15 protein-coding genes, 3 tRNA genes and 1 pseudogene are annotated in these 24773 nt (G+C 64.4%); 12 read left to right on the top strand and 7 right to left on the bottom strand.

Annotation, left to right across the window (positions count from 1 at the left end; translation table 11 throughout):
* Positions 1-12: 12 nt before the first annotated feature.
* Positions 13-897 (bottom strand): phosphoserine phosphatase SerB, encoded by an 885-nt coding sequence (serB, locus tag NL2_RS18700; protein WP_068077642.1) that lies wholly within the window; start codon positions 895-897, stop codon positions 13-15.
* On the opposite strand from serB, the gene miaA reads away from it, so the two are divergent.
* The 5 genes from miaA to NL2_RS18675 all read left to right on the top strand — a co-directional run bounded on the left by miaA (position 890) and on the right by NL2_RS18675 (position 5976).
* Complete coding sequence (miaA, locus tag NL2_RS18695) at positions 890-1864, top strand: tRNA (adenosine(37)-N6)-dimethylallyltransferase MiaA (protein ID WP_068077639.1); 975 nt, start codon at positions 890-892, stop codon at positions 1862-1864. The two genes, serB and miaA, sit on opposite strands and share 8 nt — an antisense overlap.
* 211 nt (positions 1865-2075) lie before the next feature.
* Positions 2076-3824, top strand: coding sequence for an acetolactate synthase 3 large subunit (locus NL2_RS18690; RefSeq protein ID WP_068077637.1), 1749 nt, complete (start codon positions 2076-2078; stop codon positions 3822-3824).
* Between the two features lie 42 nt (positions 3825-3866).
* Complete coding sequence (gene ilvN, locus NL2_RS18685) at positions 3867-4382, top strand: acetolactate synthase small subunit (protein WP_068077605.1); 516 nt, start codon at positions 3867-3869, stop codon at positions 4380-4382.
* 59 nt (positions 4383-4441) lie between these two features.
* Positions 4442-5461, top strand: a complete 1020-nt coding sequence (gene ilvC, locus NL2_RS18680) for a ketol-acid reductoisomerase (RefSeq protein ID WP_068077603.1) — start codon at positions 4442-4444, stop codon at positions 5459-5461.
* 242 nt (positions 5462-5703) lie between these two features.
* A complete protein-coding gene (locus NL2_RS18675) occupies positions 5704-5976 on the top strand; it encodes an I78 family peptidase inhibitor (protein ID WP_068077601.1) in 273 nt (90 codons plus the stop codon).
* A 16-nt stretch (positions 5977-5992) separates the two neighbouring features.
* Here the strand turns inward: NL2_RS18675 and NL2_RS18670 are convergent, their stop codons facing one another.
* The gene (locus NL2_RS18670) at positions 5993-7132 is read right to left on the bottom strand and encodes an epoxide hydrolase family protein (RefSeq protein ID WP_068077599.1); all 1140 of its coding nucleotides are present in this window, start codon (positions 7130-7132) and stop codon (positions 5993-5995) included.
* A gap of 277 nt (positions 7133-7409) precedes the next feature.
* Here NL2_RS18670 and leuA point away from each other — a divergent pair, with 277 nt between their 5' ends.
* The 3 genes from leuA (at position 7410) to NL2_RS18655 (ending at position 11296) form a co-directional block, all read left to right on the top strand.
* Positions 7410-9083, top strand: a complete 1674-nt coding sequence (gene leuA, locus NL2_RS18665) for a 2-isopropylmalate synthase (RefSeq protein ID WP_068077597.1) — start codon at positions 7410-7412, stop codon at positions 9081-9083.
* A 122-nt stretch (positions 9084-9205) separates the two neighbouring features.
* Entirely contained in the window at positions 9206-10255 is a 1050-nt protein-coding gene (locus NL2_RS18660) for an amidohydrolase family protein (RefSeq protein ID WP_068077595.1), read from the top strand.
* Positions 10256-10315: 60 nt separating this feature from the next.
* Positions 10316-11296 carry an NAD(P)H-dependent flavin oxidoreductase gene (locus NL2_RS18655; RefSeq protein ID WP_068077593.1) on the top strand — a complete coding sequence of 327 codons (981 nt, stop codon included), beginning with the start codon at positions 10316-10318 and terminating at the stop codon, positions 11294-11296.
* A gap of 206 nt (positions 11297-11502) precedes the next feature.
* Here the strand turns inward: NL2_RS18655 and NL2_RS21685 are convergent.
* From NL2_RS21685 to NL2_RS18645, 3 genes and pseudogenes are all read right to left on the bottom strand, one after another.
* A pseudogene (locus tag NL2_RS21685) lies at positions 11503-11817 on the bottom strand (AHH domain-containing protein); the annotation flags it as partial.
* A complete protein-coding gene (locus tag NL2_RS21295; RefSeq protein WP_068077591.1) occupies positions 11808-12566 on the bottom strand; it encodes a hypothetical protein in 759 nt (252 codons plus the stop codon). The pseudogene NL2_RS21685 and the gene NL2_RS21295, both read right to left, overlap by 10 nt.
* Positions 12567-12652: 86 nt before the next feature.
* A complete protein-coding gene (locus tag NL2_RS18645; protein ID WP_068077589.1) occupies positions 12653-13132 on the bottom strand; it encodes a flavodoxin family protein in 480 nt (159 codons plus the stop codon).
* A 166-nt stretch (positions 13133-13298) separates the two neighbouring features.
* On the opposite strand from NL2_RS18645, the gene recJ reads away from it, so the two are divergent.
* The 4 genes from recJ (at position 13299) to NL2_RS21290 (ending at position 15587) form a co-directional block, all read left to right on the top strand.
* Positions 13299-15083: a single-stranded-DNA-specific exonuclease RecJ gene (gene recJ / locus NL2_RS18640; protein ID WP_068077587.1), complete on the top strand. Its 1785-nt coding sequence runs from the start codon at positions 13299-13301 to the stop codon at positions 15081-15083.
* A 71-nt stretch (positions 15084-15154) separates the two neighbouring features.
* Positions 15155-15229, top strand: a tRNA-Glu gene (locus NL2_RS18635).
* Between the two features lie 50 nt (positions 15230-15279).
* Positions 15280-15354 (top strand) — tRNA-Glu (locus tag NL2_RS18630).
* Between the two features lie 91 nt (positions 15355-15445).
* Positions 15446-15587, top strand: a tRNA-OTHER gene (locus NL2_RS21290).
* Between the two features lie 102 nt (positions 15588-15689).
* Here the strand turns inward: NL2_RS21290 and NL2_RS18625 are convergent.
* On the bottom strand, positions 15690-18872 hold the full coding sequence (locus tag NL2_RS18625; protein ID WP_068077585.1) for a hypothetical protein: 3183 nt from the start codon (positions 18870-18872) through the stop codon (positions 15690-15692).
* Positions 18873-18880: 8 nt separating this feature from the next.
* A complete protein-coding gene (locus tag NL2_RS18620; RefSeq protein WP_157083258.1) occupies positions 18881-24589 on the bottom strand; it encodes a hypothetical protein in 5709 nt (1902 codons plus the stop codon).
* Positions 24590-24773 lie beyond the last annotated feature (184 nt).

The following is a 24773-nucleotide window of genomic DNA, read 5'->3' as shown; positions in this document are numbered from 1 at the left end:
AGTGTCAATATTCTACGCGATCACCCACGCTTGCCGCGGAATACCCAGCAGATCGAGCACGCTGGTCAGGTCGCCACGATCGATCCAGCCATCCGCCGCCGCGCGTGCCTTGGGCTTGGCGTGATAGGCGATGCCCCAGTCGGCCGCTTCGATCATCGGGATGTCGTTGGCGCCGTCACCGGTGGCCAAGCTGGGCGCCCCTGCCCCGATCCGCGCGCTTTCCTCCATCAGCACCTTGCGTTTCACGCCGCTGTCGGTGATCCCGCCGACCAACCCGCCGGTCAACTTGCCGTCTGCGACACCGAGCCGGTTGGCCACCACCCGCTCGAACCCGAGCTGCGCCGCGACCGGATCGGCAAAGCTGTGGAAACCGCCGGTGACCAGCACGGTGTGGCACCCCCTGGCCTTGAGCGTCGAGACCAGTTCGCGCGCGCCCGGCATCGGCGCGATGCGGGTCGCCAGACATTGCGCGATCGCGGTTTCGGGCATGCCCGCGAGCAGGCCCACCCGCTCACGCAATGCGCTCTCGAAATCGAGTTCGCCCTGCATCGCGCGTTCGGTGATCGCGGCGATCTGCGGCTTCAGCCCGGCGAAGTCGGCCAGTTCGTCGATGCATTCGGCCGAGATCATCGTCGAATCCATGTCGGACACGAACAGGCGCGGTGCCTTGATCGGCCGGGTCGAGATCAGCCCGTCGCTGCCGGCAAAGCAGGCGTCGAGCACGTCGCGCAGCAAGGCCTTGTCATCGCCCGGCAGTTCCAGTTCCAGCACGTGCGATGCAAATTCGAGCATGCCCGCGCCGGCAATCGGCATGCCGCGATCGGCCAGCATGCGCGTTGCCGCAGCGAGACTGTCTGCAACCGTGGCGGGCTCTGCTATCAGCCTGGCAATGAGCACTGTGGATTCCCCTCGATCGACCGGCAGCGCATCGGGTAACGGGCGGCCAAGGCTGGCGCTCATTGCAGGGCCGACCGCCAGCGGCAAGAGCGATCTCGCGGTGCGGGTGGCGCTCGCCAGCGCGGCGCGGGGCTGCCCGGCGGTGGTCATCAACGCGGACAGCGCGCAAGTCTACCGCGATTTGCGCGTGCTGTCGGCCCGGCCTTCCGATGAAGAGATGCAGGGGGTTCCGCACCGGCTGTTCGGCACGTGGGATGCAGCGCAAGCCTGTTCGGCGGCGGACTGGGCGGCGGCGGCGAAAGTTGAGATCGAGGCCGCACAGGCCGCCGGGGCGTTGCCGATCCTGGTCGGCGGAACGGGCCTGTATATCCGCACGCTGCTGGACGGGATCGCGCCCGTGCCGCCGATCGACCCTGAGGTTCGCGCCGCTGTCCGGGCGATGCCGGTGGCCGAAGCCTACCTCGCGTTGCAACGCGAAGACCCCGAACGTGCCGCACGCCTTGCCCCTGCCGACACCACGCGCGTCGCGCGCGCGCTGGAAGTGGTGCGGTCCACCGGGCGGTCGCTGTCCCACTGGCAGTTGCAGCGCCACGGCGGCATGGGCGACAATCACCATCTGCTGCCGCTGGTGCTGCTACCCCCGCGCGAGACACTGTTCGCCCGCTGCGACGCGCGCTTTGCGGCAATGCTGGACAGCGGCGCGATCGCAGAAGTCGAGACGTTGCTCGCGCGCCACCTCGACCCCGCCCTGCCCGCGATGCGCGCCATCGGCGTGCGCGAGATCGCGGCGCTGCTGGGCGGGCAACTGGATCGGGATGGAGCTTTGGCAACCGGGCAGTTGGCCACCCGCCAGTACGCCAAGCGCCAATATACCTGGATGCGCCATCAGCCGCCAAGCGATTGGCCGCGACATTCATCCGAAAATTCCATCACAGAGGGTGATTTTGTTTCTTTATTTCAACTTTAGCTCTTGACATGCCATAATCTGTCTATTAGCGAGCTGACAACCGCCCGGTACGCCGGGTGCCCGGAAAGGGAGAGAAGGCCCGGCGGCAGCCAACCCTGCGCCGGGCCCCGTTTTTTTCGGGTTCAAGCCTGCCCACCAGCGGTTTTTCGCCCGGCAATCCAGGCCCGGTATTCAGATGGCGCCAGCGAGCGCGGAACGAAGGATGAGCAACGTGACCACCGAGCGCAGCGGCGCCGAAATCCTGGTCGAAAGCCTGGTCGCCAAGGGCGTCGAATTCGTGTTCGGCTACCCCGGCGGTGCGGTTCTGCCGATCTACGATGCCCTGTTCGGCGAAGAACGCATCCGCCACATCCTGGTGCGCCACGAAGCCGGCGCGGCCCATGCGGCGGAAGGCTATGCCCGCGCCACCGGCAAGCCCGGTGTCGTGCTGGTCACATCCGGCCCCGGCGCGACGAACGCGGTCACCGGCATTGCCGACGCCTTCATGGATTCGATTCCGCTGGTCATCATCACCGGACAGGTCGCCACCGCGCTGATCGGCACCGATGCGTTCCAGGAAGCCGACACCATCGGCATCACCCGCCACTGCACCAAGCACAACTATCTGGTGAAAGACCCGGCCGAACTCGCCGCCACGATCGACGAGGCGTTCCGCATCGCGACCGAAGGCCGCCCCGGCCCGGTGCTGGTCGACATTCCCAAGGACGTCCAGGTCGCCTCGGCGACGTGGGATGGCCGCGCGCCGCAGCGCGAGAGCCGCTACAATCCCCAGCTGGAAGGTTCGCGCAAGGACGTTGCCGATGCCGTGGCGATGATCGCGGCGGCGCAGGCACCCGTGTTGTATACCGGCGGCGGCGTGATCAATTCAGGTCCGGAGGCAACCCGCCTGCTGCGCCAACTGCAGGAGATGACCGGCGCGCCGGTGACGTCCACGCTGATGGGTCTGGGCGCGTTCCCCGCCGATCATCCGGCGTGGCTGGGCATGCTGGGCATGCACGGCACCTACGAAGCCAACCTGACGATGAACAAGGCCGACCTGGTCATCTGCGTCGGCGCACGGTTCGATGATCGCGTCACCGGTCGGCTCGATGCGTTCTCGCCCGACAGCCGCAAGATCCACATCGACATCGACCGCGCCTCGATCAACAAGACCGTGGCGGTCGACCTGCCGATCATCGGCGATTGCGCGCATGTGCTGGCGCAGCTGATCGCCGCATGGAACGCCGCCGGGCATGACAAGAACGACCTGACCGAATGGTACGCGCGGATCGACGGCTGGCGCGCGCGCGACAGTCTGTTCTATCCCAAGAGCTCGACCGAGATCATGCCGCAGCTGGCGGTCGAACGGCTCTATGCCCTGACCAAGGACAAGGACCCGATCATCACGACCGAGGTCGGCCAGCACCAGATGTGGGCGGCGCAGCACTTCCACTTCATGGGCCCCAACAAGTGGCTGACCAGCGGCGGTCTGGGCACGATGGGCTATGGCCTGCCCGCCGCGATCGGCGCGCAGCTGGGCTTTCCCGATGCGCTGGTGATCGATATCGCCGGCGAAGCCTCGATCCAGATGAACATCCAGGAACTCGGCACAGCGAGCCAGTATCGCCTGCCGGTCAAGATCTTCATCCTCAACAACGAATACATGGGCATGGTCCGCCAGTGGCAGGAACTGACCTACGAAAGCCGCTACTCCAACTCGTATTCGGACAGCCTGCCCGATTTCGTGAAGCTGGCCGAAGCCTATGGCTGGAAGGGCATCCGCATCACGCAGGAAGCCGATCTCGATGCGGGCATCCAGGCGATGATCGACCATGACGGGCCGGTGATCGTCGATTGCCTGGTGTCGAAGGAAGCCAACTGCTTCCCGATGATCCCGTCGGGCGCGGCGCACACCGAAATGATCCTGCACGGCGATGTCGTGGCGGGAACGCTCGACGACGAAGCCAAGGCGCTGGTCTGACGCCGCTTCTCGATCCAGCAAGACTCCGGGAAACCTATTGTGATGAAGATCAAGGAACAGGCGTCCGAACGCCACGTGCTGACCGTGATGGTCGATAACGAGGCGGGCATCCTCGCCCGGATCGCGGGCATGTTCACCGCGCGCGGCTACAACATCGACAGCCTGACCGTGGCGGACATCACCGAGAACCACCAGGTCAGCCGGATCACCATCGTCACCCACGGCCCGCCCGCGGTGATCGACCAGATCCGCGCGCAGCTCGAACGGCTGGTGCCGGTGCACAAGGTTACAGACCTGACCGAGGTCGGCCCGTACGTCGAACGCGAGCTGGCGCTGATCAAGGTTTCGGGCAAGGGCGACAACCGGGTCGAGGCGCTGCGCCTGGCCGATGTGTTCCGCGCCAAGGTGGTGGACACGACGACCTCCAGCTTCGTGTTCGAACTGACCGGCGCGCCCGACAAGATCAACAGCTTCGTCGCGCTGATGCGCGAACTGGGGTTGGTCGAAGTGGGACGGACCGGCATCGTCGGAATGATACGGGGCGCCGAGGCGGCCTAGAACTTACCCGTCGTCCCCAGGCTCGACCCGGGACGACGCATTGAGCAAGGACTGAACAAATGAAGGTATATTACGACGCCGACTGCGATCTGAACCTGATCACCGGCAAGAAGATCGCGATCGTCGGCTATGGCAGCCAGGGCCATGCCCATGCCCAGAACTTGCGCGATTCGGGCGTGAAGGACGTCGCCATCGCACTGCGCGCCGGATCGGCCACCGCCAAGAAGGCTGAGGAAGCCGGCTTCAAGGTGATGACCAATGCCGAAGCGGCCAAGTGGGCCGACATCCTGATGATCCTGGCGCCGGATGAACACCAGGCCGCGATCTGGGACAACGACATCAAGGACAACATCCGTCCCGGTGCCGCCCTTGCCTTTGCACATGGCCTGAACATCCACTTCGGCCTGATCGAAGTGCCCGCCGAGATCGACGTGATCATGATCGCGCCGAAGGGCCCGGGTCACACCGTGCGTTCGGAATACGTGCGCGGCGGTGGCGTGCCCTGCCTGATCGCGATCAGCCAGGACGCGACCGGCAACGCGCATGACGTTGCGCTGGCGTATGCCTCGGGTGTCGGTGGCGGCCGTTCGGGCATCATCGAGACCAACTTCAAGGAAGAGTGCGAAACCGATCTGTTCGGCGAGCAGGCCGTGCTGTGCGGCGGCATCACCCACCTGATCCAGGCCGGGTTCGAAACGCTGGTCGAGGCCGGATATGCGCCCGAGATGGCCTATTTCGAGTGTCTCCACGAAACCAAGCTGATCGTCGACCTGCTCTATGAAGGCGGCATCGCCAACATGCGCTACTCGATCTCGAACACCGCCGAATATGGCGACATCACGGTCGGCCCGCGCATCATCACCGCCGAGACCAAGGCCGAGATGAAGCGCGTTCTGGCCGATGTTCAGTCAGGCCGGTTCGTGAAGAACTTCGTGCTCGACAACCGCGCCGGGCAGCCCGAACTGAAGGCCGCGCGCAAGGCCGCCGCCGCGCATCCAATCGAGAAGACCGGCGCACAACTGCGCGCGATGATGCCGTGGATCGGCGCCAACAAGCTGGTCGACAAGGCCCGCAACTGAGCGAAAAAACCGTCCAGCGACGGTACACCACCGACGAAGGCAATGGACCGTAAACGGGCTTTCGGATATAGCTCCGATCTGGAGAGAATATATCTGGGGCTCGGTTCATGGTCACTCGCCTTTCGGCACGTGGCGCGATAGCTGTGTGCCTGCTCGGTCTGGCATCGGCGTGCCAAAGACACGAACAGCATGACGATGCCGTTCGCGTGGTGCCCCTTTCATCGTCGATGGCGCCATCTTCCATGGCGGCATCGACGGCGCCACCGACCGAAGCTCCATCGTCGGACGGGGCCATCGCCGACAACACCATGGATAAATGCCACAGCGCTGCGGCCGCCCGCTTTGTTTCGGCAACCGACAGCGCAGCAACGCGCGATGCCTTGCGCAAGGCCGTCGGCAACGTCCGCATCCGCTGGGTCCATCCCGGCGAGGTCGTGACGCAGGACTACTCCGAAGCCCGGCTCAACATCATGATCGACGAAACCAGCAAGATCGCGTCCGCCCGCTGCGGCTGAGCCGAACCTCGCGCGATCAATCCATCAGCGCAAACGCCGTGCGCAGTTCCCTGACGAACGCCTCGGGCTGTTCCCAGGCGGCGAAGTGGCCGCCCCGCTCCGGAGTGCCCCAGTACACGATCTGCTTGAAGAACCGTTCGGCCCATTTGCGCGGGGTGGCCAGAATTTCCCTGGGAAATACACTGACCGCCACCGGCATGGTGACCGGCATGCCGACGAAACTGTTGAAGCTTTCCCAGTACAGCCGCGCGGATGATGCCCCGGCTGCGGTCAGCCAGTACAGCATGATATTGTCGAGCATCGCATCGCGCGTCAGCGCATCCTCGGGCATGCCGTGGTTGTCGGTCCACGCCCACATCTTTTCGTAGATCCAGCCGGCCAGCCCCACCGGCGAATCGACCAACGAATACCCGACGGTCTGCGGCCGCGTGGCCTGCTGCTTGGAGTATCCCGAATCCCAGTCCTGATAGTGCTTCATCGCCGCCAGAGAGCGCATTTCCGCTTCGGTCGGGTTGACCAGATCGCCGGGTTCGGGCCGCGCGACCGGCATGTTAAGATGGATGCCCGCGCAACCCGGCACGTTCTGCGTCGCGATCTGGGTGGTCACCGCCGAGCCCCAGTCGCCGCCTTGCGCGTACCACTTGGCGTAACCCAGCCTGCGCATCAGTTCACCCCATGTCCGCGCGATCTTTTCGACGCCCCAGCCGGTGGCGGCCGGTTTGCCGGAAAACCCGAAGCCCGGCAGCGCGGGAATGACGAGATGGAAGGCCTCCCCAGCGTTGCCGCCATGCGCGACCGGATCGGTCAGCGGCGCGACGCATGCCCTGAATTCGAGGATCGAGCCCGGCCAGCCGTGCGTCATCACCAGCGGGCGGGCGCCGGGTTCCTTCGAGCGGATGTGGAGGAAGCGGATGTCCAGCCCGTCGATCGTCGTCTCGAAATGGCCGATCTGGTTGAGCCAGGTCTCGCAGCGGCGCCAGTCGTAGCCATCGCGCCAATAGCCAACCAGATCGCGCAAGGCGGACAGCGGCACGCCCTGCGACCAGTCATCCACCGCCTCTTTTTCGGGCCAGCGCGTCGCATCGATCCGCCGGCGCAGATCGTCGAGCTGGTCCTGTCCGATCGCCACGGTAAAGGGCCTGATCGCCTCGCTCATGCTCGATTCCTCTCCACGGTTGAGCTTGCAACCTAGACAGTAAGTAGGCGTACCAACAACCCCCGCCCGCAACTTTTCGCCAGCGCCTGTGCGGGCGCATAGTTCTGGACAAATCGCCGCATTTTGCCCATAGGCTCGCGACCATGATAATCCGGCCGGGCCTTCTCCTGCGACTTATCCGCCCTTGGGCGTGAGCTGACGCGTCGACCATCGGCGTGTGCGGCGCCCAGGGGTTCACCACCAGCAGCCAGACACCCGAACAGCCGAGACGCACACCATGACCATGCTCCGTGATCCTTCGGTCAAATACCGACCGTTCCCGCAAATCAACCTGCCCGACCGGCAATGGCCCGGTCGCACCATCACCCAGCCGCCGCGCTGGCTGTCCACCGACATGCGCGACGGCAACCAGTCGCTGATCGATCCGATGGATGCGGAAAAGAAGAACCGCTTCTTCGATCTGCTGGTGCGCATCGGCCTCAAGGAAATCGAGGTCGGCTTCCCCAGCGCAGGCGCGACAGAGTTCGATTTCATCAGCAGCCTCGTGCGCAACGATCGCATCCCCGCCGACGTGCTGGTGCAAGTGCTGACGCAATCGCGCGAAGATCTGATCAAAACCTCGTTCGAAAGCCTCGAAGGCGCGCGCGCGGCGATCGTTCACCTCTACAACGCGGTGTCCCCGCTGTGGCGGCAGGTGGTGTTCGGGCTGGAACAGCCGCAGATCAAGGCGATTGCCGCCGACGGTGCCAAAGTGCTGCGCGATCAGGCCGCGCGGTTCCCCGCCACCGAGTGGCACTTCGAATACAGCCCCGAAACGTTCTCGACCGCCGAACTCGATTTCAGCATCGAATGCTGCGAGGCGGTGATGCAGGTGCTGCAGCCCACGCCCGAACGCCCGATCATCCTCAACCTGCCCGCCACGGTTGAGGCGGCATCGCCCAACATCTACGCCGACCAGATCGAGTATTTCTGCCGCAACCTGCCCAACCGCGATGCGGCGGTGATCAGCCTGCACACGCACAACGATCGCGGCACCGGCGTGGCGGCGGCGGAGCTTGGCCTGATGGCGGGCGCCGACCGGGTCGAGGGCTGCCTGTTCGGCAATGGCGAGCGCACCGGCAACTGCTGCTTGGTGACCGTGGCGCTCAACATGTACACGCAAGGGATCGACCCGGGGCTCGATTTTTCCGACATCGACCAGGTGATCCAGACGGTCGAATACTGCAACCAGCTGCCCGTCCCGGCGCGACACCCGTATGGCGGCGAGCTGGTGTTCACCGCGTTTTCCGGTTCGCATCAGGATGCGATCAAGAAGGGCTTTGCCGCGCAGGAACAGCGCAACGACGATCTGTGGCAGGTGCCGTACCTGCCGATCGACCCGGCGGATCTCGGCCGCAGCTACGAAGCGGTGATCCGCGTCAATTCGCAAAGCGGCAAGGGCGGTTTCGCCTGGGTGCTCGAACAGGATCAGGGCCTCAAGCTGCCCAAGCGGATGCAGGCGCACTTCTCGCGCCATGTGCAGGACCTGGCCGACCAGGTCGGGCGCGAACTCCACGCGCAGGACATCTGGGACGTGTTCCAGCAGACCTACCGCCTCAACACGCCGCAGCATTTCCAGCTCATCGACTACGAGGAAACGCGCGGCACCGATGGTACGCGGATGTTCGCGGGCAAGATCGCGGTCGACGGTCAGGTGCAGTCGGTCAGCGGTCGCGGCAACGGGCTGCTCTCGTCGGTCGTGGCGACGCTAGCCGACAGTTTCGGCGTGACGCTCGACGTACGCGATTATTCCGAACACGCGATGGCCAAGGGCAGCGACGCGCGCGCCGCTGCCTTTGTCGAATGCGGCTTGCCCGACGGCAGCGTGATCTGGGGCGTCGGCATCGACGAGGATGTCGCCACCGCCAGCGTGCGCGCGGTGCTCAGCGCGGCCAACACCGTCAGGCCCTGAACGGTCCGGGCACTGCAATCGTCTTGGCGATTGCGGTATCCCTCGGCGATCGAACGCAATAGCCTGCGCCCATCGAGGCCGGTCGCCAACCACGGCGGACCGGCCCGTTGGGAGCGGCGGCCATGCGCGAAGACATTCTCGAGCCGGATCTGGCGATCATCGATCCGCACCACCACTTGTGGGACTTGCGGCCGCTGCTGGGCGCGTTTCCCGAGCCGGTCCATCCGTTCATCGCCTCGATCGCGACGGCGCCCTACTACACCTTCGACCACCTGCTGGCCGATGCGCAGAGCGGCCATCGCATCATCGGTACCGTGTTCATGGAATGCGGCGCGTTTTATCGCGCCGGTGCGCCCGATGCGATGAAGCCGGTCGGCGAGGTCGAGTTCGTCAACGGCGTCGCGGCGCAAAGCGCGTCGGGGCTGTACGGCGATTTTCGTGCCTGTGCGGCGATCATCGGTCACGCCGACCTGACACTGGGCGACAACACCGCGCCGGTGCTGGAGGCGCTGGTCGCGGCGGGCAACGGCCGCTTCAGGGGCATTCGCCACTCGGGCGCGTGGGACGCCGATGCCAGCGTGCTCGGCCCGCCGTTCCATGCGCCCGCCGGCCTGTTCGCCAGCGCAGCGTTCCGCGAGGGCTTTTGCCACCTCGGCACCAACGGGCTGACGTTCGACGCCTGGGTGCTCGAACCGCAACTGGCCGATGTCATCGCGCTGGCGCGCGCCTTTCCTGATACGCAGATCGTGCTCGATCACTGCGGCACCCCGCTCAACATCGCCAGCTACAAAGGCCGCCTCACCGAACGGTTCGCGCCATGGTGCGACGCCATCCGCGAACTCGCGCGATGCCCCAACGTGGCGGTCAAGCTGGGCGGGCTGGCGATGGCGTTCTGCGGCATGCCCGCACAGGGGCCCGGCGCGGGCACCTCGTCCGAACAGCTGGCTGCATTGTGGCGCCCGTATCTCGAAACCTGCATCGAGGCGTTCGGACCCGCGCGTGCGATGTTCGAAAGCAACTTCCCGGTCGATCGCTGGGGCGCGGATTACGCCACTTTGTGGAACGCCTTCAAGCGGGTTACCGCTGCGTATTCCGAACCCGACAAGCGATCACTCTATGCAGGAACCGCAGCAGGCATCTATGGGCTGGAAAGCTTGCTGCCCCCGGTTTGACAGCGCCGCAGCGCCCGGTTAAGCGGCGTTTAATCGATCGATTAAGCCGGAGCACGCTGCATGTCCCTGCCCGCCATTTTCAACCGGCTTCGCCTTCCGGTCATCGCTTCGCCGCTGTTCATCGTGTCATGTCCCGAACTGGTCATTGCGCAGTGCAAGGCCGGGATCGTCGGCAGTTTTCCCTCGCTCAACGCCCGGCCGATCAGCCAGCTGGATGAATGGCTGCACCAGATCACCGAAGCGCTGAGCGACCACAATCGCGGCAACCCGGACCGTCCGGCCGCGCCGTTCGCGGTCAACCAGATCGTGCACAAGAGCAACAACCGGCTCGACGAGGATATCGCGCTTTGCGAAAAATGGCAGGTGCCGCTGATGATCACCTCGCTGGGCGCGCGCGAGGATATCAACGCCGCCGCGCACCGCTGGGGCGGCATCGTGCTGCATGACGTCATCAACGATCGGTTCGCGCGCAAGGCGATCGAAAAGGGTGCGGACGGGCTCGTCCCGGTTGCGGCGGGCGCCGGCGGACACGCGGGCACGATTTCGCCGTTCGCGCTGATGCAGGAAATCCGCAGCTGGTTCGATGGCCCGGTCGCGCTGTCGGGCGCCATCGCCCATGGCCGTTCAGTGCTGGCGGCGCAGGCACTCGGCGCGGATTTCGCCTATATCGGCTCGGCCTGGATCGCCACCGAGGAAGCCAACGCGATGCAGGCCTACAAGCAGGCGATCGTCGACGGGCATGCCAGCGACATCGTCTATTCCAACCTGTTCACCGGCGTCCACGGCAACTATCTGCGCGGTTCGATCGCCAATGCCGGTCTCGATCCGGACAACCTGCCGGAAAGCGACGTATCCAAAATGAACTTCGGTTCGGGCGGGAACGCCGAAGCGAAGGCGTGGAAGGACATCTGGGGCTCGGGCCAGGGCATCGGCGCGGTCGTGGCAGTGGAACCCGTCGCCGCGCGGGTCGACAGGCTGGAGCGGGAGTATCGCGACGCGGTATCGGCGCTGGCTGAAAGCACCGCGCGCTTTTCGGGATAAGTGGCGCCCCACAGCGCTTCGGCCATCCTGTCGAGGTGGCTGAAATCGAGCGCCGGATCGGGGCGGCCCGGATCGTGGCGGCACAGCACCGCCCGCTGGCCGCGCCCGGGGTCGAGCAACCGGCGGCGCAAGGCGCGCTGAAGCAGGTCCAGCCGGAACAGCGCCTCCCGATCGGCCGCACAACCCGCGCTGGGTCGCTGGCGGCTCCAGCTCGCCTCGATCTGCCCCGCCCGGTCGAGCACCACTTCGTTGTACTGGCGGTGCGGGCCGCGATGCAGCGGCAGGCCGATGCGTTTGGCCTGCTCCTCCAGCGACGGCAGCAGCAGGCCGTTGCGGCGGAAATCGTGAAATCCGATGCGGCCCGCGCCCAGCGAGCCGATCATCTTTTCGAGCGGGCGATGGTTCAGGATCTGCAGCGGCAGCAAATGGTGCCGCTGCAACCCCTTGATGTGCCCCGGCCGATCGCGCCGGTTGATGCCGCGAAACGACAGTCCGGGGCGGGCCGGACCGCTCAACGGCATTGCGCGGCGATCATGCCGTCGGCCCCCGGTGCCAACCACACCGACCCGGCCCCCACCAGCACGATCTCGCGCGCGGTATCGACCCGCCCATGCGCAACCAGCCAGTCCGTCAGCCGCAAGGCGACTTTCGCATTCCTTGCCGGATCGGAATTTCGATCCGCCGCAAGGCGAAACTCCTGACCGATCAGAAACCGCAGGCCTTCGCTGTGCAAGGCGCCATCCGCCTCCCGCTCCAGGCCACAGAGCGCCAGCGCCGCGAACGGCCCGCCCGCCAGCCAGCGGTCGACCGCCTCGCAGAACCACGCCGGATCGACCAGGTTGCGCGCCGGCAGCCAGCCGATGCCGAGCAACCCCGGCAGCGCCGCAAGACCGGTAACGAGGGCTGCCGTCACCCTCACCACGGGCAGCAGATGCTCTGCCCCGGCAAGGTGCGGACCCGGCGCAAGGACGATCGCCTCGCCCGCTGCCAGATCTGCCGGGAGGTCGTGCGACGTGGCGGGAGTGGAGGGAACGGCCGGCTTCCCCGGCGCCAGCCCCACCAGATCGAAGGTCAGGCCATCGCGCAGCAGTTCAAGCCAGTCGGCCGCGCCTTCGGGCCGGTGTGATACCTGGAATGGCGCGGCGGCGGCGGCCAGGGCTTCCAGCGCGTCGGCATCGGGACGCATGCCCGGCGCGAACAGCAGCATCGCCAGCGGCCGCGTGCCGCCCGCCTTGCGTCCGTTCCCCGCCACGTAGCCCCGTTTGGTCATCGACCCTCTGTGTCAGGTTCGAGGGGAAGCTGTCGAGTCGTGGCGAAAACGATTGGTCCGATTGGGATGCACAAGCTCCGAAGAACCTAGAACACGCCCAGTGACAATCCGGTCGCCATGGCCTGTCCCAATTCGCGACAGCCAGCAAGGTCCGCTGGCGGAACGATTTTCTGGGCAAGGATGGCCTCTGCTGTCTGCGCTTGCAGGTTGACGATCAACGGCGGCACCACCCGGCGCAGGCGCCAGCCCGTCACGATCCGGTCGATCTGGGCCTGCGCGCCGCTGCCATCCGAACCCGCGGCAATCAGCGTGCCATAAGGCCGCCCTGCGATCGCGCCGAGCAGCGGATAATAGGTCCGGTCGAAAAACTCCTTCATCGCGCCGCTCATCGTGCCAAGGTTTTCGGGGCAGGCGAACAGGTAGCCGCTGGCGGCGAGCAGCGCGTCGGCATCCGCTTGGTCCGCCCACAAGCTGCGCGCCGGCCCGCCCTCGCATGCGCCGGCCAGCGCGGCTTCGGCCATGGCGCGGGCGGCGCCGGTGCGACTGTGCCACACGATCAGCAGCATCCACGGCTCCAATGCTCTGGCTTCAATACCGTGCTGTCCATGCCCGCACTCCGCCTCGGTCGCCGCCAGCCAACAACGCGGACAGGGACAAGTCAACGCGCCCGTCGCGATAGGTCGCACGCGCAGGGTTCCAAGAACAGCGTCGATGGGTTAGCGCCATCGCAGCATGATACCGGTTACCGCCATCACCCGTTCGATCACCGGCCAGGCGTGGCGCTGGCGCGGCGGCAACATGGCAATGGACGGCGAAGCCGCCGGCATGTCCTCGCTCGGCGACGATCTGGTCAACCAGTTGTTGCTCGCCCGCGGCGTGGCGCGTGACGATCTGGAGCGGCACCGTCGCCCGACCTTGCGCGAATTCCTGCCCGATCCGTCGATCTTCCGCGACATGGACGCCGCCGCCGATCGCATCGCCCAGGCCGTGATCGGCGGTGAGACGATCACCGTCTATGGCGACTACGATGTCGACGGCGCCACCAGCGCCGCGCTGCTGATCCTGCTGCTGCGCGGGTTGGGGGTGGAGGCGCAGGCCTATATCCCCGACCGCCTGCTTGAAGGCTACGGCCCGTCGGGCGAAGCGCTGGTGCGGATCGCGCAAGGCGGGTCGAGCCTGATCGTGACGGTCGATTGCGGCGCCATGGCGCACCAGGCGCTTGCTGCGGCACATGCAGCCGGCGTGGATGTGATCGTGGTCGATCACCACAAGTGCTCGCCAGAGCTTCCCATCGCCGCCGCGCTGGTCAACCCCAACCGGCTCGACGAAAGCAACGAGGCCGCCTCCTACGGCCATCTGGCGGCGGTCGGTGTCGCCTTCCTGCTATCCATCGCGACGGTGCGCACTTTGCGCGGGCGTGACTATTTCGCCGATCGCCCCGCGCCCGATCTGATGGCGCTGCTCGATCTGGTCGCGCTGGGCACGGTGGCCGATGTTGCCGCGCTCCATGGGCTCAACCGCGCGATGGTGTCGCAAGGGCTCAAGGTCATGGCGCGGCGCGAGAACATCGGCCTGTCCGCGCTGATCGACGCCAGCCGCCTGACGCGCGCGCCGACCTGCAGCGACCTGGGCTTCGCGCTCGGCCCCCGCATCAATGCCGGCGGGCGCGTGGGCGAGGCGACGCTGGGCGTGCGCCTGCTGACCACGCGCGACCCGGACGAGGCGCGCGCCATTTCCGCGCAGCTGTCCACGCTCAACGATGAGCGGCGCGCGATCGAGCAGGAAGTGCAGGAAGCCGCCGAAGCGCAAGTCGAGGCGCAGCACAACCGCTCGGTCCTGCTGCTGGCGGGGCGCGGCTGGCATCCCGGCGTGATCGGCATCGTCGCCGGGCGGATCAAGGAGAAGTCGGGCAAGCCCACGTTGGTGATCGCGCTCGATGCCGACGAGGCCGGCCATGGCAAGGGATCGGGGCGCTCGATCTCGGGCGTGGATCTGGGCGCCGCGATCATCGCCGCGCGCGAGGCCGGGCTGCTGGTGGCGGGTGGCGGTCACGCCATGGCCGCCGGGCTGACGATGGATCCGGACCAGCTCCCCGCGCTGGCGGACTGGCTCGACGACCGCCTGTCGCGCGAAATATCGGCGGCACAAGGCAGCAAGGCGCTGCTGCTCGACCTGTCGCTGACGCCCGGTGGTCTGACCCCTGCCCTGGTCGAGGCGCTGGAAGCCGCCGGGCCGTTCGGCGTGGGCTGGCCGGGCCCGCGCGTGGCGGTCGGGCCGGTGCGGCTGGTCAAGTGCGACCTTGTCGGCACCGATCACGTGCGCATGATCGCGGCGGGCGCGGACGGCCGATCGTTCAAGGGAATCGCGTTTCGCGCCGCCCAGACCGAGCTGGGACAGGCGCTGCTGCACGGGTCGCGCGGCCGCATGGTGTGGCTGGCGGGCCGCGCGAAAATCGACGACTGGGGCAGCCGTCCGGCGGCGGAACTCCATGTCGAGGATGCCGCCTGGGCCGACTGACGCATTTGCATGCTTGACCCCCTGCCCCTGCTCGCTTAGAGGCGCGGCCTTGCCAGCGGCGCCAGCCCTATGGCCCCTTCGTCTAGCGGTTAGGACGCGGCCCTTTCACGGCTGAAACACGGGTTCGATTCCCGTAGGGGTCACCACTTCCGGCCATGCGGGTCCGGAAGCGAAAACGGACAACGGCGCGGCATTAGGCCCCTTCGTCTAGCGGTTAGGACGCGGCCCTCTCACGGCTGAAACACGGGTTCGATTCCCGTAGGGGTCACCATAAAATCAATGACTTAGAGGCCTGACGAGTACCTTTTGTCGAATATTCATCAAATATATCTATGCGGACCCTGGCGGATGCATCTATGAGCGGATGCATCGCTCAAAGGCCGACGCAGGGATTTACATGGCTGAGATGATCAGGAGTTGGCGAGCAATGAAGTGCTTCGTCGATCGAATCGATTTCCCCTCTTAATCAGCGGGTCCTTGGTTCGAGCCCAAGTGCGTCCACCATATTTCCCATATCTTACAGAGCATTAGAAGATCAACTGGCTGCGCCGGAATTCGAACCTTCGTGGCCGCGGCGGCGAAGATGATTGTTCCGCAGGCGCTGTCTCAGACCTCGATGTGCCCAACTTCGAACCGCCCGGCAGGATCAGATGCCACTATTCGCAGAAATTTGCCTACACGGGGCGGACCCGAAATCTCGATCCGATTGGAATTAGGTTTCATCGAGGCTTCGAAACGCGCGACACCATCCTCAACCGTCGCGCCGCTCGCCACGAATTCCGCGATCGGCATGGGGGACGTGACTGTATCGTCTGCTGGATCGTCGACAAGGGAAAATTGAATTTGGCAAGGAGCAAAGCCCGGTAGCAGGGTTTCAAACAGCCCCTCTGCGCGGAGCACTAGATGACGCGTGTTCCCACTTTCCTTGTCATCTTCGATCTCGATTTTCGGGCCCGCAGGTGGCGCTATTGTCAGGTTCTGGGCAACGGCTCGTGGACTCGCGATTGCTTCTGATGGATTGCGTGGCCGTACCGCGCATAGGTCGGCACTGAACATATGCGTCGACCAGCTTGGCCGAGGACGAACAGCGAACAGGCGCCAAGCCGGTACATGCATTCGATCTAGAACCGCTTGTGCGCCAGGCATGAACAGCTCCAATTGGCCAGCCGATAACTCGGCGACAGGACCGAGTTGGTGAAGCAACTCATCTTCGCCAGCGACACCCGCCTGGTCGTCCCAGAAAAGCCGAATGTCTGTTGGGGAGACCGGTTCGGTTGTGCCAACCGCGAGCGCGACCAGTCCGGCGCGCGCATAAGGGCCGTCGCCCATAGCGCGAAACGCTCGTAGCACGGGCCGATCGCGCTTCACTTCGTAAGGCACCGCGATTGCCCGCAAATCGGCGAGATCGATCTTGGCACTCTCGATGTTAGCAACGGAGACCGCAGTTACCATCAGGAACTCCAGTCCGCCTTGCGCACCCGAAATCTGCACTTCTCCAGGCCCCTCGAGCAGTACCGCCTCGTTGGCTTCGAATGCATCGACAAACGCGCGTTTGAATGTCGCTCGGTGAAGGTGAGGCTCGATCAAGCCTTGGATCATGACCAGTCGCAAGGCCGGATCGCGTTCGTTGCGCAATACCTCGGCGTAGGCAGCCGCTGTATTTTCATCCGCGAAGGTAGCGCGCAGACCGAGGTCGCTCAGCGCGGATTCGTGGGCGCGCCATATGTACCAGCCTTTGGCCGGTCCTGCGGTCAATTGCGTCGGATCGACATAAGCGAGCGCACGGCCGCTACCGTTCGCCCGGCTCGCCCATTCCAAGCGCCAGAGCGAGCCCGAGAGCGCAGGCGGCCGCGGATCGGATACCACGCTTTGGATGTGGTCCGGCGCCGATCGGCGCTCGGGACTATGGCCACTAACCCGTTCAAGCGCGTCGGCTGCCAGTGCCACCCGAACGCTTGCTGCAGCGGCGAAAAAGCGGCCTACTAAACCGAGATTTAACCGCAGCGCGTAGTGCCGATATTCGGTGGGCATTGCTGGCTCCGAGGGATCGGGAGCCGCGTAAGCAGGGAGCGCCGAGATGCTCCATGTCGAGGGCGCCCCGCTACCAACGGATGGCGTGTCACCGTTGAAAACGATTTCGAGCGGAACCGGCGATTCGCCGGGCAGGACAACTCCGTCGCCAGGATCCGCTTTCAAGGCAGTTTCCTGATGAGGAGCCACGCCGAGGCCGATCCGGAATCGGTCCGGCGAGCGCACGGTCCAATCCCAGCCCAGAACCGCCCGCAGTCCGATGGTCCCGTCGCCATGATACTCGATATCGATCGACTCCCATTGAGGCTTCTGAACCGGTATCGGGTCTAGCGTTCCGGAGGCGCCTATGGGTGGGCACCAGCGTCCGAATATATCGCGCCCAAACAGCCGCACGGCTTTGACGACGAGCGCTTCGAGGGGAAGGGCAACCCGCCCAAGCGGCCGGACCGGAAGTCCGCTCTCGGTCTGGTCGTCAGGCGAGCCATCGCCCCATAGGTTGGCGGGCTCATTCCATTCATCGAGTTTGAAGTCGTCGGTGCCGTCGCCGAGATCGGCGAACGCAGCCAGACCGCCCGATGCCGAATCGAGCCGCACTTGAAGATCGGCCGATGCGGGTAGGTCGCGACCCTCGGGAGGATAACTGCGCGCGGTTTGAAGCATCGCCGTCGGCGCTGGCGCGGCGAATGCCAGGCAAGTTAGGCACTCGCTGACGACCTTTTGGCCCATCATGAGATGGTGACTGCGAACCCGCGCGATCGGGTAGGGAAGCGCCTGCATCTTGGCGGTGCTGTTGAACAGATCCTCGGGGGAGGTGACGAGACGGAATGGGTGGAAGATCGGCACCGTAACGGCGTGTCCGGCGGTGGTGGCAGCAACCGGCCCTGTCATTGCCATCGCCTGTAGCATCTGAGCGGGTCGGACCTCAGAATCCAGGCCGGGTTGAACGGTTTCGGTATAGGCCCAATCGGGATCGTTCAGGATCGACGAGAATTTCGCGCCGATTTCCGTCGCGAAGCGTTCCGATAGAAACCGGCCGGCAAGTGTGTTTGGATCACCCCGGTGGACAACCTTTTCCAGCAAGGCTGAGGCCGGCGGGTTGGTTCCCCAGCGCGCATAGGCGTCCACCGCGAGCCGTATGTCGAGAGCTTGGTCCCACGAATATCGACCGCCGCGGTAAAAAAGATCGCCGTAGTTCGGAACATCGATGGCCGCGGCGACGGTGGCGACGAGTTCGAACTGCGTGTCACCTGTCGGCGGCAAGGCAAACGCGCGAAGGCTACGCAGCCGGGACGCGCCCGTCGCGCGTAGGCCGCAGATGCCAGGGCCAATCCAGGCCGTGCCTCGCGCCGGCCGCGCTTCGCGGCGACTTTGCGGGATTTCCCGACCCTCGGCGTCAATCGCGTAGACCTCGGTCTCGGCGTCGCCGTCCAGCATCGCTAGGACGCACAGGGCATCGGCGCGCCCGAGCGGTGCCAACAGTTTGAACAACCCATATTCGGGGCTCATGAGGTCGAGATCGATATCGCTGTCGAGTGCGCGGCTGCATGTTTCCGCAGGCAAAGGATCGACCAGAAGCTCGACGTCGAACGGGTATTCCGGGATGCCCAGGCCTTCGTCGACACTCCATTGAACGGTCGCGAAATGATCCGCTCCATTGGAATTCAGGCCAGCCGCCGCACACGTCTTCTCGGCCACGTCCCAATCTTCGGAACTTGCAATCGGGAATTGTGCCAGCCGGGCGTAAAGGAGAAAGGACATGTCTGGCCTCAGCTGCCTGGATCGGGACGCGGCGCGAAGAGCGACGCTGAAAGGGCGATGGTGGCCCGGTCGGGGTTGGCGGCCGGCACGCGATCGATGGCGTAGCGAACGAGATCTATCGCAAGATCGGCATGGCTTTGATCTTCGAATCGGACGAGCGCCGCGAATCCGCTGCTCGAGAACTGGATCCTCGCAACACGGTTGGCGGCGTCACCTTCCAACGATTGCAGGACCATGTCGCGTTTTTCCGCCACGGGGGAATCGCCGGCTTGGCGCTCGATGGCGACTCCTGGCGTGACCCGCCGAATCGGCTCGCGGCTTTCGATAAGGAGCGCGGTCGCTATCAAATGCTTGGACTGTTCGTCGCGGCGCCAGAGAAGCGTCATGCGTGCTTCGCCGCCGCGATCCGGGCGCCCGCCGATCGCCTCGGCAATGGCGTCCTCGAAAAGCTTTTCGGCGACGATGGGCGCAGGGTCATCGGGCGCCAAGGGGCCCTTCAATTCTGAAAGCAATCGCTTGTGGCGGAGCGGCGTTGCCTGGAGTTGATCGACCAACGCTTGCGGTTCGGCATGGAGGCCGGTGGAGAAGCGCCATTCGAGGAACGGCGCTTGATCGTCGGTCCACCAGGAGGAGCCGTCCGACCGGGCGAGTTCGATCACGATGCGGTAGCCCGACAACGGTTCGAGCAGCGCCTTGAAGCCGACCCAGATGCCGCTGGCCGGGAGAGTGATGTCGCCGAGACAGCCGAGCGTTCCGTTCTTTATGCTTTCGCGGATGGCTTCGCGAAGCGCCGAAGGAAGCGAAACAATGGTCTCGGCGGCAAATCCTTCCGGGACCGTGACCGGATCGAGCAGGGCTGCGGGATCGACCAAGACGCCTTGATCCCAGCGCAGCGTTCCACTTGCATCGTTAACGGCGCTGCCGCCGTCTCGGGTGATGCGGACCCGGAGCTGCAGGTCGGCAAACTGTGCGAGCACGCGCAGCCCGTCGGTCGAGCCCAAGCTGAAGCCCGGCACGTCACGTGGACAATGGAAGCGTTCGCCCCCGGCAGGGAAGGTCGTGAGCAGATAGGGAATGGCCGAGACGGGCGGCGAAGAGGTCGTCTTGAAGCGGAAGCGCGCGGTCTGCGCAGTAGCGGGCGCACCATCGATCACCGCATCCCAGTCGGCCGCGATCTCATAGACGGTGCCTGGCTCGAGCAGCGGTATGGGCTTGCCATCGAGATAGGCTCTAAGGTCATCGAGCGTCCGTTGTTTGCGATCTCGGTCGTTCTGCGCTCGCGCCCGTTCGGCGAGGGGAACAAGTCGGAGACCGCCGAGCAAAGCTTCGGCCACGGCATCCCGTGGGATGTCGGCATTGAACGCGAGCCGGATACCGGTCACGAATTGACCTGGCTCCAGATCGACGGCGGCGAGGTCGATCCGGATGCGCCGGAATTCGAACGCAGCGTAGCGGGGCAAGCGCGATAGCCGGGCGAATGCTTCGGTCGGTGGCATCCAACGCTCTGCGTGCTCATGAAAGTCGGACTGGACTTGGGGATCGGCGAGATCGGTGACATCGCCCTGGCCGATCAGCTTCTCATAGGGGAGATATAGTTGACCGCCGTCGTTCAGGCGAAGTGAGAATTGAAGATACCAGGGTTCGTCCAGGGGCGTGTGTGCGACCAGCAGATCGATAACCGTTCCGTCGAGAACATCGGCCTCGATGAAGCCTTCGCTGACGGCCCGGGCATAAGGCTGGGACGAGACCGGGCGCACATAGAGACTGAGGACAGCTACGGGATCGCGCGTCTCCGGGTCCGGTTCGACGATACATGCACCTGGATAGCGCGGAAAGCCGGGTATCGGGTCCTGGGGCGTGCCCCAATCACTTCGCTCGACAAGCCCGATAATCGACTGGGACGCGCCCGCCCGTCCTATCGCCTGCTCGACTGCACTACTGCGAAGCCGCGCTGCGCACGGCCAGCGGCCATCGAGGGTAACGCCGGCGTCGCTTTGCACGAGCCCATAGAAACAGGGCTGTGGGGGAAACGCCGGATCGCACAGTCCGCCCAGAATCGCGTCGATCCACGACTTGAGTTGTTCGGGCGATACGATAGCGTTTTGAGCGCTTAGCGGGTTGCGCGTCATCAAGGCGAGTGTCTTGGGAGTGTCGAGGCTGCTCGGCGACGAAGGGCTACCCTCCCACCAGCGCGCCGGACAATAACGATAGTCGACTTCTCGCGGCGCCCCGGCCCCAAGCGCCGCCAGCGTGACGCCTTTCAGGACGTACTTGGCTTGGCGCCCACCGATGCGAAACCAGACATGGTTCTGGTTTGGCGGCGTTGCTGCCGCAAAGCCAACCGGATGGGCGATCGTTGCCGGTCCATGCCCGGCCGAAAGCGCTATCACCGTATCGAGCGGCAATCCATCCGGAACAGGGATCTTGCCATCCTCGACAGCCTTATCGACGAATACCGCGTCGGCCAGGGTTCCGTCGATGGTGCCGAGTTGTCCTTGCCCGCGCAAGGCGACGTTGGCGCCCGCGTGGAGGCTGCCACCGCCGAAGAGGGGCGGTAATTCGACTGGATCTTTAGGCCGAGTTCCCCCTCGTATCCGCAAGCATGCGGAGATCCTGATGAAATGGCTTCTATACCTCCCGCAGATTTCGCCGTCGAAGTAAGTGCTCGAGTTCGAGCCCGTATCGGCGTACTCGATCGATGCGGCTCCGCTTGCCGACACAGTGACGATGAAAAGTCGGAGTTCACCGTCGAGCGACGCGCCGCCTCGCGCATAGAGACCATTGGCAAAAGATAACAGGAGATAGGTTCGGAGCTGGCCGCGCAAATAGAGGGATCCCCCACCGATCTTGATGTCGGCACCGGTGCCGATGGCGAGCGCGAAGCCTGGGATGTCTCGATGTTGGCCGGGAGCGACTGGAAAGTTTGGGATGACGTCGCCAGCCGCCATGAAAAATGCAGTCGCAGAAAATTTGATGAAATCGAGCAGATTGAGGTCCGCGCTGATGGGGACTTGGTGCGTGCCCAAATAGACGTGCCACTCGCGCAAGCGCTCCGTGCTGAACTGGAGTTGCACAGGCGCCAGCAGACGGAATAAGCCGGAAAACTTCAGATCGGCTAGCGCGGTTAGCGTGATCTGATGCCGGTCGAGATCGATGTCGAGAACGCCGATGATGCCCTTGTCGAGATCCTTGGCAGCCTCCTGGTTCGTCGCAGGCGGCTTCATCAGGCGCGCATTGGCAAAAATCAAGAGTCGTTCGCCCGGGGGCTCAATCAGGAACATCCCATTGATATTGGCGAGATTGTCTCCGACTGCCGTGGAAAGTGTAACGCCGATACCAATCGCGCGGCGGTCCTTATCGACCTTCCACGCTTCCTTGTGGTCTTTAACCGACCGGACGACGTCGCCTTCTACGTTTTTAAGCCATTCGAGCGCCGGCGGCATCATTGGCCCGCCCGCACCTTCGTTTCGCGTCATGTTCGTCGAGACGACGGCGTCAACTCCGGTCCAGTTGAAGCCGCTGCCGAAGACCGGGACTGGCACAGCGAAGGTCACGCGGCCCCCGAAGAGCACGACCTTGGCATTGCCCGGGTCGTTAGGAACGCGCTCGACACGCACTGCACCGAAGAGGCGCAAGCCGCTTGGAAAGATGAGGTCGAGGCTTCCAACGATCTGCCGACCGTCGGCGTTTTTCGAGATCTCGAGCGTCCCAGTGCCCTTGACCAAGCCCGGAATTTCGATCGTGAGTTCGGATGGAAAGGCTTCGATGCTCGGCTGTTCATCGCCTTCCAGCGGTACTACGAACACGAAGTCGCCCGCAGTCAGGATATCGGTGTTGCCCATCAGCCGCAGGCGGATCACGAGCTCCTTTGCAGGCGACCGGCGGATCGAAAGATCGACTATCTTCAGGAAGTTGCCAAGATCACCAAGCTTCCAGAGCGATGGATCGGCGATCGCTAGCTCGCGGATGCCGGCGGGCACTTGCACCCAGCTGAAGTCGTCTCCGTCGATCGTGAATCCCGTGCCATCGACGCGGGCGGTGAGTGGCCTGACGGTCTCGATCTCGGCATCGCCGAGCGCGATCCGGTAGTCTGCTTCGTAGTCGAACAGCAGCGCGGTCCGGTATGTGTCTGCATTTGCGGCCGGGTCGGTCAGGACGGCAGGTTGGCGCTGGATGCCGATACCGATGACTCGCAATTCGTCGATCGACACCGCCTTGGCAAAGAACCAGCCGAGCGCGACGCCCGCATAGAGCTGCGCCAGCTGTTGTTTTTCGCGCACGGTGACGAAATACCCGCGCGTGCGGTCGTCTCCGGGATGGGCGCCGGCGGGCGCGTCGACAGGATTGGTCGCAATCACGATCGGCGCGAGCGTCATGGCCACTGCGATCGTGTTGAACAGTTCCTCGCCGATTGGGACGGGTTCGTCCTTGGTCAATCGCGCGAACACCGCCCCGTCGCCGCGTTCGAGGCTCAAACTGAGCGCGGCATCGGTTTGTTCATTGCCGTTCGCGCTGCGCCGTGTCTCGTAGTGCGACGACAAGACTGCACGGCGGCTCGCCAGCCAGGCGAACGGCGTTTCGAGGTCTTCCTTGAACAGCCCTGAGATCGAGAAGCGGCTGATGCCGTCGTCGGTAATACTGGCGGTCAGGTTCGCATCGCTGAGCAGCTTCAGATAGCCGTCCGCCGATTTGGGAAGAGCCGCTTCGAAGCTCGCGTACCATTTGGAATAATTGTGGGCCTTGGCAGGCTTATCGAAGCAAAGCGCGGAGAGGCTCACCCCGATCGAGGGAATATTCTCGTGTCCACGCAGTTCGTCGTCGAGCCAATGCGCCGTGATGCCCTCGAAAAGAATCCCGCGAAAATCGGGCGCGAGATTGAACTCGGCAGTGGCTCGGGCAAGAATCTCCTGGCTTTTGGCGCTGGCCGGCTTTCCCATGATGAACTCAAGTCCGGAGGTGACTTCATGGGCAAGTTCCAGGCCAAGCGTTCGCGTCGTATCGACCAGTGCGCCAATCGGAGCCGCCAAGACGGGGCTAAAAAGGCGTACGGTGGAGATTGCCAGCTTTTCTGGTAACGATGCGTCAGGAGTGCCGATCGCATGTCCAAAATGGTCCTGTGTCCATTTTGCCAGCCCATCGGTTTCCCACTCGATCCAAATATCGAACCGGCCAACAAGACTTTCCGGACTATAGACACGCGAATCGGCTGGAACATCGCCGAATGTGGCCTCGGGGAGCCCATCCTTGATCGCATCCCAGCGTTCGCCGACATCGAGGTGTGGGTCTGCAAGCAACAGTATTCCGCATTCGACCGCGTCTGCGTTCAACAGTTCGAACGTGCCGGCAATTCGTTGCGCCGGAATGAAGAGCGAGCGGCTCAGCAGCATGCGCGGGTTCAAAAGAAACAGGGTCAACTTGACGCTCTCGAGGACGTCGTTGTCCCCGAACGCGAGCGAGAGCCGGAAGGGCGCAGCACCGCTTAGGTCGTCAGCGATCCCAGGTGCGTTCTCCGGAAGATGGCCGAAACGGATGGGGCGTTCATAGCCCACGCCGACGACACCTTCGGCAGTGACGTCTTTGTCCGTCGTGGCATCGATGCCAGGTAGTAGCTGAGCTATGCCAGTGTCATAGGCTTGCTTGAACAGTTCGGGCGTCCAGCCGAAGCCCACACTGACAAAGCTCGGCTTGAAGGCTGTCAGAGCGTCGCTTCTCGACATCCTGTCCTCCCCGGAAACCATCGTGGCCGATTCGCAACTTGCCTAACGATGCACTTGGAATGAAGGTCGATTCAATGACTGATTTGGATCTCGCGCAAATAGGGGATACCGGACTCGGATAGGGCGTATTTTTGCTAAACCAATTCGTAGTGTTGTGGGTTAGATAGGCTGAAAGCTTCGTCCG

The organism is Novosphingobium lentum NBRC 107847, from assembly GCF_001590965.1.
GTDB lineage: Bacteria > Pseudomonadota > Alphaproteobacteria > Sphingomonadales > Sphingomonadaceae > Novosphingobium > Novosphingobium lentum.
Note: the sequence above shows the minus strand (reverse complement) of the source record. Positions and strands in the feature narration are given on the sequence as shown.

Bases quoted from the DNA above. Each gene is read 5' to 3' on its own strand.
- miaA (WP_068077639.1), top strand. From the start codon at position 890: ATGAGCACTGTGGATTCCCCTCGATCGACCGGCAGCGCATCGGGTAAC.
- ilvN (WP_068077605.1), top strand. From the start codon at position 3,867: ATGAAGATCAAGGAACAGGCGTCCGAACGCCACGTGCTGACCGTGATG.
- ilvC (WP_068077603.1), top strand. From the start codon at position 4,442: ATGAAGGTATATTACGACGCCGACTGCGATCTGAACCTGATCACCGGC.
- NL2_RS18675 (WP_068077601.1), top strand. From the start codon at position 5,704: ATGGCGGCATCGACGGCGCCACCGACCGAAGCTCCATCGTCGGACGGG.
- NL2_RS18670 (WP_068077599.1), bottom strand. From the start codon at position 7,132: ATGAGCGAGGCGATCAGGCCCTTTACCGTGGCGATCGGACAGGACCAG.
- leuA (WP_068077597.1), top strand. From the start codon at position 7,410: ATGACCATGCTCCGTGATCCTTCGGTCAAATACCGACCGTTCCCGCAA.
- NL2_RS18660 (WP_068077595.1), top strand. From the start codon at position 9,206: ATGCGCGAAGACATTCTCGAGCCGGATCTGGCGATCATCGATCCGCAC.
- NL2_RS18655 (WP_068077593.1), top strand. From the start codon at position 10,316: ATGTCCCTGCCCGCCATTTTCAACCGGCTTCGCCTTCCGGTCATCGCT.
- NL2_RS21295 (WP_068077591.1), bottom strand. From the start codon at position 12,566: ATGACCAAACGGGGCTACGTGGCGGGGAACGGACGCAAGGCGGGCGGC.
- NL2_RS18645 (WP_068077589.1), bottom strand. From the start codon at position 13,132: ATGCTGCTGATCGTGTGGCACAGTCGCACCGGCGCCGCCCGCGCCATG.
- recJ (WP_068077587.1), top strand. From the start codon at position 13,299: ATGATACCGGTTACCGCCATCACCCGTTCGATCACCGGCCAGGCGTGG.
- NL2_RS18625 (WP_068077585.1), bottom strand. From the start codon at position 18,872: ATGTCCTTTCTCCTTTACGCCCGGCTGGCACAATTCCCGATTGCAAGT.
- NL2_RS18620 (WP_157083258.1), bottom strand. From the start codon at position 24,589: ATGTCGAGAAGCGACGCTCTGACAGCCTTCAAGCCGAGCTTTGTCAGT.